This is a genomic window from Actinomadura napierensis, assembly GCF_039529375.1.
In the GTDB taxonomy this organism is placed as follows: domain Bacteria; phylum Actinomycetota; class Actinomycetes; order Streptosporangiales; family Streptosporangiaceae; genus Spirillospora; species Spirillospora napierensis.
Genome location: NZ_BAAAMR010000020.1, coordinates 44,760 through 57,737, shown reverse-complemented (window position 1 = coordinate 57,737; position 12,978 = coordinate 44,760). Strand labels below are relative to the sequence as shown.

The 12,978-nt window shown below is 72.7% G+C and carries 13 protein-coding genes; 10 read left to right on the top strand and 3 right to left on the bottom strand.

The window, feature by feature from the left end; translation table 11 throughout:
• Nucleotides 1-37 precede the first annotated feature (37 nt).
• Nucleotides 38-877 (bottom strand): alpha/beta fold hydrolase, encoded by an 840-nt coding sequence (locus ABD296_RS14010; protein WP_344266151.1) that lies wholly within the window; start codon nucleotides 875-877, stop codon nucleotides 38-40.
• A gap of 94 nt (nucleotides 878-971) precedes the next feature.
• Here ABD296_RS14010 and ABD296_RS14005 point away from each other — a divergent pair, with 94 nt between their 5' ends.
• Together ABD296_RS14005 and ABD296_RS14000 are read left to right on the top strand one after the other, a co-directional pair.
• Nucleotides 972-1,418, top strand: coding sequence for a MarR family transcriptional regulator (locus ABD296_RS14005; RefSeq protein WP_344266148.1), 447 nt, complete (start codon nucleotides 972-974; stop codon nucleotides 1,416-1,418).
• Nucleotides 1,419-1,557: 139 nt separating this feature from the next.
• The gene (locus ABD296_RS14000; protein WP_344266145.1) at nucleotides 1,558-2,766 is read left to right on the top strand and encodes a cytochrome P450; all 1,209 of its coding nucleotides are present in this window, start codon (nucleotides 1,558-1,560) and stop codon (nucleotides 2,764-2,766) included.
• 52 nt (nucleotides 2,767-2,818) lie between these two features.
• Here ABD296_RS14000 and ABD296_RS13995 read toward each other — a convergent pair whose 3' ends face one another.
• Nucleotides 2,819-3,835 (bottom strand): SAM-dependent methyltransferase, encoded by a 1,017-nt coding sequence (locus tag ABD296_RS13995; protein WP_344266142.1) that lies wholly within the window; start codon nucleotides 3,833-3,835, stop codon nucleotides 2,819-2,821.
• 105 nt (nucleotides 3,836-3,940) lie between these two features.
• Between ABD296_RS13995 and ABD296_RS13990 the strand changes: the two genes are divergently transcribed.
• The 5 genes from ABD296_RS13990 (at nucleotide 3,941) to ABD296_RS13970 (ending at nucleotide 9,819) form a co-directional block, all read left to right on the top strand.
• On the top strand, nucleotides 3,941-5,104 hold the full coding sequence (locus ABD296_RS13990) for a sensor histidine kinase (protein ID WP_344266139.1): 1,164 nt from the start codon (nucleotides 3,941-3,943) through the stop codon (nucleotides 5,102-5,104).
• Nucleotides 5,105-5,281: 177 nt separating this feature from the next.
• Entirely contained in the window at nucleotides 5,282-6,007 is a 726-nt protein-coding gene (locus tag ABD296_RS13985; RefSeq protein WP_344266288.1) for a response regulator transcription factor, read from the top strand.
• Between the two features lie 155 nt (nucleotides 6,008-6,162).
• A complete protein-coding gene (locus ABD296_RS13980; RefSeq protein WP_344266137.1) occupies nucleotides 6,163-6,465 on the top strand; it encodes a chaplin family protein in 303 nt (100 codons plus the stop codon).
• A 283-nt stretch (nucleotides 6,466-6,748) separates the two neighbouring features.
• Complete coding sequence (locus tag ABD296_RS13975) at nucleotides 6,749-7,021, top strand: chaplin family protein (RefSeq protein ID WP_344266134.1); 273 nt, start codon at nucleotides 6,749-6,751, stop codon at nucleotides 7,019-7,021.
• A 266-nt stretch (nucleotides 7,022-7,287) separates the two neighbouring features.
• Complete coding sequence (locus ABD296_RS13970) at nucleotides 7,288-9,819, top strand: ABC transporter permease (protein WP_344266131.1); 2,532 nt, start codon at nucleotides 7,288-7,290, stop codon at nucleotides 9,817-9,819.
• 208 nt (nucleotides 9,820-10,027) lie between these two features.
• Here the strand turns inward: ABD296_RS13970 and ABD296_RS13965 are convergent, their stop codons facing one another.
• Nucleotides 10,028-10,294: a hypothetical protein gene (locus ABD296_RS13965; RefSeq protein WP_344266128.1), complete on the bottom strand. Its 267-nt coding sequence runs from the start codon at nucleotides 10,292-10,294 to the stop codon at nucleotides 10,028-10,030.
• A gap of 315 nt (nucleotides 10,295-10,609) precedes the next feature.
• Between ABD296_RS13965 and ABD296_RS13960 the strand changes: the two genes are divergently transcribed.
• The 3 genes from ABD296_RS13960 (at nucleotide 10,610) to panD (ending at nucleotide 12,930) form a co-directional block, all read left to right on the top strand.
• Entirely contained in the window at nucleotides 10,610-11,548 is a 939-nt protein-coding gene (locus ABD296_RS13960) for a Rossmann-like and DUF2520 domain-containing protein (protein WP_344266125.1), read from the top strand.
• A gap of 99 nt (nucleotides 11,549-11,647) precedes the next feature.
• Complete coding sequence (panC, locus tag ABD296_RS13955) at nucleotides 11,648-12,514, top strand: pantoate--beta-alanine ligase (RefSeq protein WP_344266122.1); 867 nt, start codon at nucleotides 11,648-11,650, stop codon at nucleotides 12,512-12,514.
• Nucleotides 12,514-12,930: an aspartate 1-decarboxylase gene (gene panD / locus ABD296_RS13950; RefSeq protein ID WP_151547219.1), complete on the top strand. Its 417-nt coding sequence runs from the start codon at nucleotides 12,514-12,516 to the stop codon at nucleotides 12,928-12,930. Before panC ends, panD begins: the two co-directional genes overlap by 1 nt.
• Nucleotides 12,931-12,978 lie beyond the last annotated feature (48 nt).

Genomic DNA, 12,978 nt, shown 5'->3' with positions numbered 1-12,978 from the left:
TCGAACATGAGTGGCGTCGGACGGGATCTCGAAGGGGTCAGGAGGACGTCGTGAACAGTTCGCGGACGCGTGCGGCGAAGCCGGTCGGGAACGAGGTGTTGCCGTTGTGGCCGCCGGGGAACTCCTCGATGGGACGTCCGAGCAGCGCCGACAACTCGACCGCGCACTGGTGGTTCCAAGCCTTCTTGGAGTCCTTACCGGCGGCGGGAATGATCCGGGTGTGCGCCGCTGCGGCGGCGACCTCGGCCGGGCCGAGCGTGTCCATGCGGCATTGGGGGACGTCGTTGGCCAGGTAGTAGCCGAAGTTCGCCGCCCGCTCCTCGGTCATCGGGGCTGCGACGACGCCGGCCTCGGTCTCGATCCGGGCGGGGTCCAGGCCGGTGAGCGCGGCCGCCGCGGGCATGGCGGCACGCCAGCCCTCCGTCCGGTAAAGGTCCTCGATCTCGCCGAGCCGGCGTTCGATGTCGGCGCGGTCTGCGGCCGACAGCAGACCGGGCGTCGCGGGGTCGTGGGCGATGAGGGCGGATAGCTGCCCGGGGTGCGCCGCCGCCAGGTGCAGTCCGTACAGGGCACCGAGGCTGCACCCGAGCATCAGGGCCGGTTCGTCGGTCAGCGCGGCGAGCAGGTGGTGGACGTCCTCGGCGTGCATGGCGGGCGTCACCGGGAGGGAGGGATCGTCCACCTCCGTCCGGGAAAGGCCCCGGCGGTCGTAGGTGGCGACCGTGTAGTGCCCGGCGAGCCGGTCGACGAGATCGGCGGTCCGGTGGGCGTCGCCCTCGCCGCTCTGCCCGATGACCAGCAGCGGCCCCTCCCCGCGGACCTCGTAGTACAGCTTCGCGCCGGGCACCTGCAGCATCGCGGTCGTGGTCGCGTTCATCGCGTCCTCCTGAGGAGTGGGTCGAGCCATCGGCAAATACATCTCTATAGATATATCTAAAGAGATGCATCTGTCCAGATGTAAGTTGGGAGGTGTGAACGGAGTCGAGTTGTTCCTGCTGGGACGGACGCTGATGAAGATCGGGGAGGAGGCGATGCCGGCGCCGCACGGCGGTCCGGCGGGCGGCCCCCGCGCGGTCCTGATCGTGCTGAGCGACATCGTCGACCATCCGGACAGCGCGATCGGGGAGATCGCCGAGCGGACCGGGCTGCCGCAGAGCCAGGTCTCCACCGCCGTCGCGCGGCTCAGGAAGACCGGATCGGTGGTGACCGCCCCCGACCCGGACGACCGCCGCCGCTCGCTGGTCCGCAAGGCCGACGAGGTCTCCGAACGCGTGGCCGAGGTGCGGGCCACCACCATCGACGCCGCCCTGGCGGCGGCACTGGGAGGAAGGGAGCACATCACGGAGGTGGCGGACGCCCTCGACACCCTGTCCCGCCACCTCGCACCGGGAAACCTCGCGTCCCGCCGCCATCCCTGACCAACCCCGACCGCGGCGTCTGAACCACCCCTGCGTGTTGTCTGTCGGCCGCTCCCAGCGTGGTGTCTGTCGGCCGGCCTTCGCCGTGGTGTCTGCCTTGTTTGGGGGAGTTCGTGAGGGCGCGCCTTATTGTCTGGGGGTGAGTGATTTTGGATACGAGCCGTGGTCGGCGGAGTTCGTGGCGAACCCGTATCCGGTGTTCGCGACGCTGCGGGACGAACGGCCGGCGTTCTTCCATGAGCCGACCGGGCAGTGGGTCGTCAGCCGGTACGAGGACGTCGACGCGCTGCTGCGGGACAGGCGGCTCGGCCGTTCCTACCTGCACGTGGCCGGGCACGAGGAGTTCGGGCAGGAGCCGGAGGCGGAGTTCCTCAAGCCGTTCTGGGACCTGGTCCGCGCGGGGATGCTCGACGTCGAGCCGCCCACGCACACGCGGCTGCGGCGGCTGGTGTCCAAGGCGTTCACGGCGCGGATGGTCGAGGGGCTGCGGCCGACGGTCCGGAGGCTGGCGGAGGAGGCGGCCGGGGCGCTCGCCGCCGAGGGCGGCGGTGACCTGATCGCCGAGGTCGCCGAGCCGCTGCCGGTCACGGTGATCGCGGAGATGCTCGGCGTGCCCGCGGCGGATCGCCCCCTGTTGCGCCCCTGGTCAGCGGACATCTGCGGCATGTACGAGCTGAACCCGCCCGAGGAGGCGCAGCGGACGGCGGTCCGCGCGGCAGTGGAGTTCTCCGACTACCTGCGGGAACTGGCCCGGTCGCGCCGCAAGGAGCCGTGCGACGACCTGATCAGCGCGCTCGCCCAGGTGGTGGACGAGGGGGACCGGCTGACCGAGGACGAGTTGATTGGCACCTGTGTCCTGCTGCTCAACGCGGGGCACGAGGCGACGGTCAACGCGACGGGCAACGGGTGGTGGACGCTGTTCCGCAACCCCGGCGAGCTGGAGCGGCTCAGGCGGGACGGCTCGCTCGTGCCCACGGCGGTCGAGGAACTCATGCGGTACGACACGCCGGCGCCGATGTTCGAGCGGTGGGTGCTGGAGGACATCACCGTCGCGGGCGTGGACATTCCGCGCGGTGCCGAGGTGGCGTTGCAGTTCGCGTCCGCCAACCGGGACCCCGAGGTGTTCGCCGATCCCGACCGGCTCGACCTCGCGCGCGATCCGAACCCGCACATCACGTTCGGCCTCGGCATCCATTACTGCCTCGGCGCCCCGCTCGCCCGGATCGAACTGGCCGAGTCCCTGGCTGCGCTGCTCCGGCTGGCCCCGGACCTGCGGTTGGTCTCCGAGCCGGAGTGGAAGCCCGGCTTCGTCCTGCGCGGCCTGCAGGCCCTCCACGTGGAGTGCTGAAACACCGCCCGAGCCCCCGCCGGGCAGCCCGTCGGGTGTCGGTGGGAACGCGTTAGGAGGTGGCAAACGCGGGCGGGAGGGGGATGCCCACCGCCTGCGCGAGCCACCCGAAACCGCCCAGGCCGGACGGGTCGGTGAGTTCGGCCTCCTCGCCGGCGCGGCACAGGGCGGCGAGGTAGCCGCGGGGGTCGCTGTGGGCCAGGGCCAGGGGCGGGCGGGCGCCGGAGAGGCCCAGCGCGAGGAGGGCGGCGCGCTGGGTCGTGAGGAGCGTGGCCGTGGCGCCGGCCCGCTCGCCCGCGGCGGTGCAGGCGTCGAGGGCGACATGCGCCGTCACGTCGCAGGAGCCGTCCGGGACGGCGGGGACGGTCGCGCCGTCGCGGTACCCGGTCAGCGTGCCGTACGGCGGACGGGTGTCGCGGGCATGCGAGTAGTCCACGGCGACCGCCAGCCCCCGGTCGAGGCGTCCGACGACCGAGGCCCAGGCGGCGCAGCGCGGATGCCCGATCTCGGCGCGGTCGCCCGGCTCGTGGAGCGGCCACCAGCGGTCCAGCCAGTCGCGGTCCTCGGCGGACGGCTCCGCCCCCGGGCGTTCGCTGCCGCTGGACGGGTCGACCAGGACGGTGCGGACGCCGTCCGCGGTGTGCTCGACGACGTCGAGGGGGATGTTGTCGAGCCATTCGTTGGCGACGGCGAGGCCGGTGATGCGGTCGGGAAGGTCGGCGCGCCAGGTGATGGCCGCCGGAATGTCGGAGGGCCGTGGTGCTATCTCCACGGCGGTGGGGACCAGCCGGGAGGTGATGCCGGGGGGAAGGCAGGCGAGGATGTTGCTCAGCAGACGGCCCGAGCCGGCGCCGATGTCGACGAGGTCGAGCCGCGAGGGGCGGCCGAGCGCGGCGTCGACGTCGAGCAGGAGCCGGGCGATCGCGGTGGCGAAGCGCGGTGAGGCGTGCACCGAGGTGCGGAAATGCTCGGCGGGGCGCTCGCCCCGCCGGTAGAAACCGCTCTCCCCGTACAGCGCCCGCTCCATCGCGGTGCGCCATGTCAGCCACTCGGAAACCAACGCCGCCACGTCCGTGACGTTACCGTGGGACGGCCCCCGGACCATCCCTGTGGCGGACACCGGTCCGACTTCCGGCTGATCCCGGCCTGACCAGCGGGTACATACGCTGGCGGCATGGTCGGGAGGTTCTGGGAGTGGCTGCGCGGCAAGAAGGCGCTGGTCGACGCCTTTTTCGCGGTCCCCGTGCTGCTCGTGTCGCTCCCCGCGCTGCTCGGCGGGCACCAGGCGATGGCGGAGCCGGCCTATCTCGCGCTGACGGCCGGGCTCGTCGCGCCGCTGGTCCTGCGGCGGACGTTCCCGCGGACGGTCTTCGCGGTGGTGGCGCTGATCTCGGGCGTCCAGTGCGCCGCCGGTGCCCTGCCGGTGGCGGCGAACGTGGCCGTCCTGATGGGCCTGTACACGGTCGCGGCCGGGTGCGCGTTCCGCTGGGCCCTCGCGGCGGTGGTGGTGGGCGAGCTCGGCGCGGTGATGGCGACGCTGCGGTACCCGTCCGGCCGTGACGATCAGCGGTCGACGCTGCTGATGCTGTCGGCGGTGGTGGCGGGCGTGTGGATCCTCGGCCTGCACATGCGGACGCGCCGCGCCTACCTCAGCTCCGTCGAGGAGCGGGCGGCGCGGCTCGAGCGGGAACGCGACGCCGAGGTGAAGATGGCGATGGCGGCGGAGCGGGCGCGCATCGCCCGCGAGCTGCACGACGTGGTGGCGCACAACGTCAGCGTGATCGTGGTGCAGGCGGACGGCGCGTCCTTCGCGATCGACACGGACGTGGGGCGGGCCCGGCAGGCGCTGGAGACGATCTCGCTGACCGGGCGCACGGCGCTGTCGGAGATGCGGCGGCTGCTCGGGGTGCTGAGGGAGGACGACGACGCGAAGGCCTACGCGCCGCAGCCCGGCGTGGCGCAGCTGGACGACCTGGTCGAGCAGGTGCGCTCGTCGGGGCTGCCGGTGACGTTCGAGGTCGCCGGTTCGCCGCCGGACATGTCGGAGGGACGCCAGCTGACGGTGTTCCGGATCGTGCAGGAGGCGCTGACGAACACGCTCAAGCACGGCGGGCCGCGGGTGGCCGCGACCGTCCAGCTGCGATACGCCTGCGATGCGGTGGAGGTCCTGGTGCACGACGACGGGCGGGGCGCGGCGGCGGCCGACGACGGGCGCGGCCATGGTCTCGTGGGGATGCGGGAGCGCGCCGCGGTGTACGGCGGCGACGTCCGCGCCGCGCCGTGTCCCGGCGGCGGCTTCGAGGTGGTCGCGCGCATCCCGACCACCGAGGCCATGTGACCCCGCCCGCCCGCACGCCCCGGCGTCCGCTCGATCGGCGTTCGGATGCGGCCGCGCGGGGGTCTGTGCGGGGTGTGGGTTCGGGGGTGGGGGTTTGGGTGGGAGCGTAGGGCGTGAGCGTGGGGACGAGGTGGGGTCCGTCCCACTGCGTGCCCGTTATGAGGAGGCGTGATGGAGATGGACGAGCCGGAGCCCGGCCCGATCCGGGTCGTGCTGGTGGACGATCAGGAGCTGGTGCGGGCCGGCTTCACGATGGTGCTGGACGCCCAGCCCGACATCGAGGTGGTGGGCGAGGCCGGGGACGGCCAGCAGGCCCTCGACCTGCTGCGGACGACGGTGGCGGACGTGGTGCTGATGGACGTCCGGATGCCCCGGATGGACGGCATCGAGGCGACGAGGCGGATGGCGTCCGGCGAATGGGGCGGTGCCGGGCGCGGCGGCGGCGAGGACGCGCCCAAGGTGATCATCCTGACCACCTTCGACCTGGACGAGTACGCGTTCGCGGCGATCAAGGCGGGCGCGGGCGGGTTCCTGCTGAAGGACGCGGGCCCGGCGCAGCTGATCGAGGCGATCAAGGCGGTGCACTCGGGGGACGCGGTGGTGGCGCCGAGCACCACCAAGCGGCTGCTCGACCGGTTCGCGCTGCACCTGCCGGACTCGGAGGAGAAGGCGACCGGTGCGCTGGAGAGCCTGACCGAGCGGGAGGGCGAGGTGCTGCGGCTCGTCGCGCGGGGGATGTCGAACGCGGAGATCGCCGGCCGGCTGTTCGTCTCGGAGGCGACGGTGAAGACGCACATGGGCCGGATCCTGATGAAGCTGGGGCTCCGCGACCGGGTGCAGGCGGTCGTCTTCGCCTACGAGACGGGTCTGGTCAAAAGCGGTCAAACCGGTGACGCCGGGTGAGTTCATGATCACCTCATGGTGACGAATTGCCGCCCTGCTGAGCCGCACTAGCCTCTGATCTGAAAGTGACCGGGTAGTTACCGTACGCGACGCCCTCAAGAGGGCGGCTTCGGAAATATTCGCTTCGGGCCGGTCGGCCCGGTACGGGAGGACTCGTGTTCAAGAAGCTCGTCGCCACCGGCATCCTCGGTTTCGCGGTGGTCGGTTCGGCCCTGGGAGCGGCGCCCGCGTACGCGGGCGGCTGGGACCACGGCCATGGCAAGGACCATGGCAAGGAGCATGGCCACGGTGGCCAGTTCAACGGCAACCAGACCAGCGGCAACGGCTCCATCGTCGGCGGAAACCAGATCAACCTTCCGATCTCGGCTCCGATCGACGTGTGCGGCAACGGCATCGCGGTGATCCTCGCCCACGCGACCGGGAGCTGCAAGGGCGGCGCGTCCGTCGACAACGGCTGATCGGCCGCGCCCGGTCCGGCGACGGACCGGCACGAAGCGCCGGAGGACCCCCAGGGGCCTCCGGCGCGTTCGGTGCCCGGCCACGAGACAGGTCCGGCTAACGCGACAAAACGGTTACACTTTGTAACGCCATGATTACTCGTTGGTGACTATTTGCCCTCATGCTGGGCCGCTCTGTTGGCTTACCCGAGAGTAGCTGGGTAACTACCGTACGCGACGCCCTCTAGAGGGCGGCTTCGGAAATATTCGCTTCGGGCCCTCGGCCCGGTACGGGAGGACTCTCGTGTTCAAGAAGCTCGCCGCCACCGGCATCCTCGGTTTCGCGGTCGCCGGTTCGGTTCTGGCCGCGGCCCCCGCGTACGCCGGGGGGCACGGCCACGGCCACGGCCATGGCCAGTTCAACGGCAATCAGACCAGCGGCAACGGCTCCATCCTGGGCGGCAACCAGGTCAACGCGCCGATCTCGATCCCGATCGACGTCTGCGGCAACGCCGTCGCCGTCATCGGCATCGCGGGCGCGGGCTGCAAGGGCGGCGCGTCCGTCCACAACGGCTGATCGGCCGCGCCGGGCGCACGGCGGCCCGGCACTGAGGCGCCGGAGGTCCCACAGGGGGCTTCCGGCGCCTTCACGTCTGCGATCCGGATGCGTACGCCTCAGGTCGTACGCCGCGCGCCGGGGCAGCCGGAAAGCTGACACGGAGCGGAGCCGCTCGGCCGATGGCAGCGGCGCCGCGGGTTCCTAGCGTTGATCACGGTCGTATCCGCCCACGAAGGAGCCGCCGTGACCAGCACGTTCACCCGTCCGCCCGGGGGTCGGCCCCGATGTTGAGGACGACGCTGGCGGGCCTGCGGGCCCACAAGCTGCGCCTGCTGCTGACGGCGGTGGCCATCACCCTCGGCGTGGGCTTCATCTCCGGCACGTTCGTGCTGACCGACACGATGAACCAGGGTGTCGCGCGGACGTTCGCCAGGTCGGCCGACAAGGTCGACGTCGCCGTCCAGCCCGCTCCGGGCAAGGACACCGGCCCCCGGGACGACCCCGGCGTCCCGCTCGACGTGCTGGACCGTGTCAAGGCGGTTCCCGGCGTGACGGACGCGCAAGGCACGGTGCGCGGGGACGCGGCGCTCGTCGGCAAGGACGGCAAGACCGTGGGCGACCTGCCGAACGTCGGCATCTCGGTGCCGTCCGGGAACCTGCTGCGCTTCGACGTCACCAAAGGCCGGGTCCCGTCCGGCGGGTCCGAGGCCGTGCTCGGCAAGGACCTCGCGGACCGCTCCGGGTACGGGGTCGGCGACGCGGTGACGGTCCTGGACCACGCGAACCGCCCGCACCGCTTCACCGTCGTCGGCCTGGTCGACTTCGGCATCGACGAGGAGGCGGGGTCCCGGGGCGGCGTCGGCTTCGACACCGCCACCGCGCTGGCGATGACGGGCGCGAAGAAGTACCAGGAGATCGACGTCCTGGGCGCGGGCAAGGGCGCCGTCGCGGCGGCGGTCGGCGACGGGTACGAGGTCCTCACGGGCGAGCAGCTGGCGAAGAGGCTGGCCGACGCGGCCGGCGCGGACACCGAGATCATCCAGGCCGGCCTGCTGATCTTCGGCCTGGTCGCGATGCTGGTCTCGGCGCTGGTCATCTACAACACGTTCTCGATCCTGATCGCGCAGCGGATGCGGGAGATGGCGCTGCTGCGCTGCGTCGGCGCGACCCGCCGGCAGGTGTTCGGCGGGGTGGTCACCGAGGCGTTCGCGGTCGGGCTCATCGGGTCGGCGCTCGGCATCCTCGTCGGCGCGGGGCTCGGCGCCGGCGCGGTCGCGGTGATGGCCCGGTTCACCGACAAGGTGCGGATGGACGGGCTGGCGCTGTCCGCGCCGACGATCGCGATCGGCCTCGCGGTCGGCGTGGTGGTGACGGTCGTGTCCGCGCTGCTGCCGGCGCGGGCGGCGACGCGGGTCGCGCCGGTCGCGGCGCTGCGCACGGAGCTGGAGCCGGCCGGGGGACGGTTCCGGCTCGGCCGCGTCCGCACAGTGATGGCGGTGCTGCTCGGCGGGGCCGGGCTCGCGCTCGGCGTGCTGGGCTCGGTGAGCATGGCGAAGGGGCAGGCCGCGATGTACACGGTCGCGCTCGCGGGCGCCGTGTTCTTCCTCGCGGTGGTGACGGCGATGCCGGTCCTGGTGCGCCCGCTCGGACGCGTCGCCGGGATCGTCCCGGCGCGGCTCGGCGGGGTGCCGGGACGGCTCGCCGTGGAGAACGCGCGCCGGTCCCCGCGCCGCACCGCGACCACGACGATCGCGCTGACCGTCGGGATCGGGCTGATGAGCCTGTTCGCGGTCGTCGCGGCCAGCGGCAAGGCGACGTCGGCGCAGAAGCTGGCGGAGCAGTATCCGGCCGAGTTCCAGGTGCAGGCGCGGACCGGCGACGGCGGCGGCCGGGCCCCGCACGCGCTGACCGAGGTGCTGAAGAAGCGGCCCGAGTTCTCCAACGTGTTCGAGGTGCTGGCCAAGGACGGCTACGTCGACGGCAAGAAGACCGGCGTCGCGAGCCTGACCGGGACGGCGCTCGGGACCGTCCTGAAGCCGAAGCTCGTCGACGGGTCCGCCTCCGCCCTGACGTCGGCCGGGCTGAAGCCGGGGACCGCGATCGTGGAGAAGCGCATCGCGGAGAAGCACGGCCTGTCCGCCGGGCGGACGGTGCAGGTGCGGACGGCGCACGGCACGGTGCCAGTGAAGATCACCGCGGTGTACAGCACGTCGGCGACCTCGCTCGGCGCCCTGCTGGTGCCGGAGGCGGACTTCACCCGCTACTTCGGCGCTCCCGACGACTCCGCGATCTACATCAAGGACCGGGACGGCGTGCCGCCCGACACGGCGCGCCGCGCCGTCGAGGCGGCCGCGTGGCCCTACCCGGCCGCGAAGGTCTACTCGTCCGCCGAGTTCGAGAAGAGCGTGAGCAACGCCATCGACATGATGCTGATGATCTTCGGCGGGCTGCTCGGCCTGGCGATCGTCATCGCGCTGTTCGGCATCGCCAACACCCTCACGCTGTCGGTGGTGGAGCGGACCCGCGAGTCGGCGCTGCTGCGCGCCCTCGGCCTGACCCGCCGGCAGCTGCGCCGGATGCTGTCGGTCGAGGCGCTGGTCATGGCGGTGATCGGCGCGTTCACCGGGGTCGTGCTCGGGGTGGCGTTCGGCTGGGCGGCGACCAACGCGATGGAGGACGGCGCGGTCTTCTCGCTGCCCTATTTGCAGGTGATCGGGTTCGTGCTGCTGGCGGGTGCCGCCGGCACCCTTGCCGCGGTGCTGCCGGCGCGCCGGGCGGCCGGGGCCTCCATCGTGGAGTCGCTCGCGCACGACTGACCGGGAAGACCCGGGAGGTATACGGAATGTGACGAGCGCCCGGATTCGGAGAGTCACCGAATCCGGGCGCGTCGTCTGTGAGACCGTGCCTCGCCCACCGCGGGGACGGCGTTCGCGGTGCGGCGGGGCGCCGCGGGGAACGCCCTAGGGGCGGCCGGGCAGGGTCCGGTCCCGGGCCGCCGGGCGGTACCGCGCCGGCGTCACGCGGTCACCAGCGCCGGTGCCCGACCCAGGCGCCGGTGCCGCTGTGGTTGTGCCCGTTGTACACGTGGTTGCCGTTGCAGCCCGTCCCGGTCTGGCTGCCGACGGACACGGACCCGCAGGTCACGCCGTATCCTCCGACGATCATGACGTTGGTGGTGTTCCCGACGGCGGTGTTGTGGTTGTAGGTGTCGGCGTTGGCCGGAGTGGCGGCGAAGGCCGTCCCCGCGAGGGTCGCGACGACCGCACCGGTCTTGAGGGCTGTCCTGATCAAAGTCTGCTCCATCTCGTCGGGGGCGGAGCGCCCTGGTCATTGCTGCCATTCTCCTTGCGTGACGACGTCGTCACAGACATGGTTACGCCCCGCTTCCGCGTCCCCGCAAGAGTTCACGATCCGTCACCTGGGAAGTGTGACCGTCCCGCCGACACGGCCGTTACGACAGGTAGCCGGAGCGTCACCGATGTGTGATGGTGTTCGCGGTGCCCGTGCTGCCCCGGGCGCCCCCGACCCACCGGAGGACGCGCCCGTGGCCCGCGGGTACGCTGGGGCGCGCACGTCCGGTACCTACCTGAGGACTGGAACGAACAGATGGACCCATTCACGGCTGACTCCGCCGCGCCCGGAGACGGGCCGGAGGCCGGGGAGCCGCGGCCCGAGGACCGGCCCGCACGGCTGTCGGTCGGCGTCGTCGGCGCCGGCCGCGTCGGCACCGCGCTCGGCGCGGCGCTCGCGCGCGCCGGCCACCGCGTGGTCGCCGCCACCGCGGTCTCCGACGGCTCGCGCGAACGGGTGGCGGAACGGCTGCCCGGCGCCGACGTCGCCACCCCGCAGGAGGTCGTCGCCGCCGCCGACCTGGTGCTGCTGACCGTCCCCGACGACGCGCTGCCCGAACTGGCCGCGGGCCTGGTCTCCGCCGGCGTCCCCGTCACCGGCAAGCTGGTCATGCACACCAGCGGCCGCTACGGGTACGCCGTCCTCGACCCGCTGACCCGCGCCGGGGCGCTGCCGCTGGCGCTGCACCCGGTCATGACCTTCACCGGGCGGCCCGACGACGTGAACCGGCTCACCGGCATCTCGTTCGGCGTCACGGCGCCCGAACCGCTGCGCCCGGTCGCCGAGGCGCTCGCCGTGGAGATGGGCGGCGAACCGGTGTGGATCACCGAGGAGCGCCGCCCGCTGTACCACGCGGCCCTCGCCGGCGGCGCGAACCACCTGGTCACGCTGGTCGTCGAGGCGATGGACCTGCTGCGCACCGCGGGCGTCGGCGAGCCCGGCCGGATGCTCGGGCCGCTGCTCGGCGCCTCCCTCGACAACGCGCTGCGGCTCGGCATCGACGGCCTGACCGGCCCGGTCGCGCGCGGCGACGCCGGGACGGTCGCCGACCACGTCGCCGAGCTCGGCAGGGTCTCGCCGGAGGGCCGCCGCGCCTACGTCGCGCTGGCCCGCCTGACCGCCGACCGCGCGCTCGGCGCCGGGCTGCTCAAACCGGAGGACGCCGAGCGCCTCCTCGAAGCGCTGGCCGACTGACGGCCGCCCGCCACCGCATGCCGAACACCGGACTCACCAGCGCCGGCGACCGCCGGACGACCGACCAGGAGGATCAGTGAGCGAGCCGGAGGACGCGTCGTGACGCCCGTCGTCGCCGCCACGCGCGAGGAACTGGCCGCCGCCCGTGCCGGGACGGAGGGCGCGCTGGCGCTCGTCCCGACCATGGGGGCGCTGCACGAGGGGCACCGGTCCCTGATCCGCGAGGCGCGCAGGCGTGCGGACGCGGTCGCGGTCAGCATCTTCGTCAACCCGCTGCAGTTCGGGCCGAACGAGGACTTCGACCGCTACCCCCGGACGTTCGGCGCCGACCTGGAGGCGTGCGCGGCGGAGGGCGTGGACATCGTGTTCGCGCCGGCCCGCGAGGTCATGTATCCGGGCGAGCCCGAGGTCACGGTCAAATCCGGGCCGATGGGCGAGCGGGTGGAGGGCGCCTCGCGGCCCGGCCACTTCGACGGAATGCTCACGGTCGTCCTGAAGTTGTTGAACCTGGTGCGGCCGGACGTGGCCGTCTTCGGGCAGAAGGACGCGCAGCAGCTCGCGATGATCCGCCGGATGGTCGCCGACCTGAACGTGCCGGTCGAGATCGTCGGCGCGCCGACCGTCCGCGAGCAGGACGGGCTGGCCCTGTCGAGCCGGAACCGGTACCTGTCCGGGGACGAGCGGCGCACGGCGCTCGCCCTGTCCCGGGCGCTGTACGCGGGCGTGGACGCGGCGGACGAGGGCCCGGACGCGGTGATCGGCGCCGCGGCGGCCGTGCTGGACAAGGCGGCCACCGCCGAGCCGCCGCTCGACCTCGACTACCTCGTGCTCGTCGATCCGTCCACGTTCACGAAGGTCATGACCGGATACACCGGTCCCGCCGTGCTCGCCGTCGCCGGCCGCGTCGGCGCCACCCATCTGATCGACAACCTGCCCCTCCAGCTCGTCACCCCGAAGGAGCGCTGATGTTCCGGACGATGTTCAAGTCGAAGATCCACCGCGCCACCGTCACCCAGGCGGACCTGCACTACGTGGGCTCGCTGACCCTGGACCAGGACCTGATGGACGCCGCGGACCTGCTGCCCGGCGAGCAGGTGCACATCGTCGACATCGACAACGGCGCCCGCCTGGAGACCTACCTGATCGCGGGCGAGCGCGGCTCCGGCGTGATCGGCATCAACGGCGCGGCGGCCCGGCTGGTGCAGCCCGGCGACCTGGTGATCATCATCGCGTACGCGCAGATGACCGACGCCGAGGCGCGCGAGTTCGAGCCGCGCGTGGTGCACGTCGACCGGTCCAACGCGATCGTCTCGCTGGGCTCCGACCCGGCCGAGCCGGTCCCCGGCGGCGACGGCGTCCGCGGCGACCTGGTGGCGCGCTGACCCGCGTGCACTGACGGCGGGCCAGGGCGGCCGCGCATCCCCCGGGCG

Bases quoted from the DNA above. Each gene is read 5' to 3' on its own strand.
- ABD296_RS14010 (WP_344266151.1), bottom strand. From the start codon at position 877: ATGAACGCGACCACGACCGCGATGCTGCAGGTGCCCGGCGCGAAGCTG.
- ABD296_RS13990 (WP_344266139.1), top strand. From the start codon at position 3,941: ATGGTCGGGAGGTTCTGGGAGTGGCTGCGCGGCAAGAAGGCGCTGGTC.
- ABD296_RS13985 (WP_344266288.1), top strand. From the start codon at position 5,282: ATGGACGAGCCGGAGCCCGGCCCGATCCGGGTCGTGCTGGTGGACGAT.
- ABD296_RS13970 (WP_344266131.1), top strand. From the start codon at position 7,288: ATGTTGAGGACGACGCTGGCGGGCCTGCGGGCCCACAAGCTGCGCCTG.
- ABD296_RS13960 (WP_344266125.1), top strand. From the start codon at position 10,610: ATGGACCCATTCACGGCTGACTCCGCCGCGCCCGGAGACGGGCCGGAG.
- panD (WP_151547219.1), top strand. From the start codon at position 12,514: ATGTTCCGGACGATGTTCAAGTCGAAGATCCACCGCGCCACCGTCACC.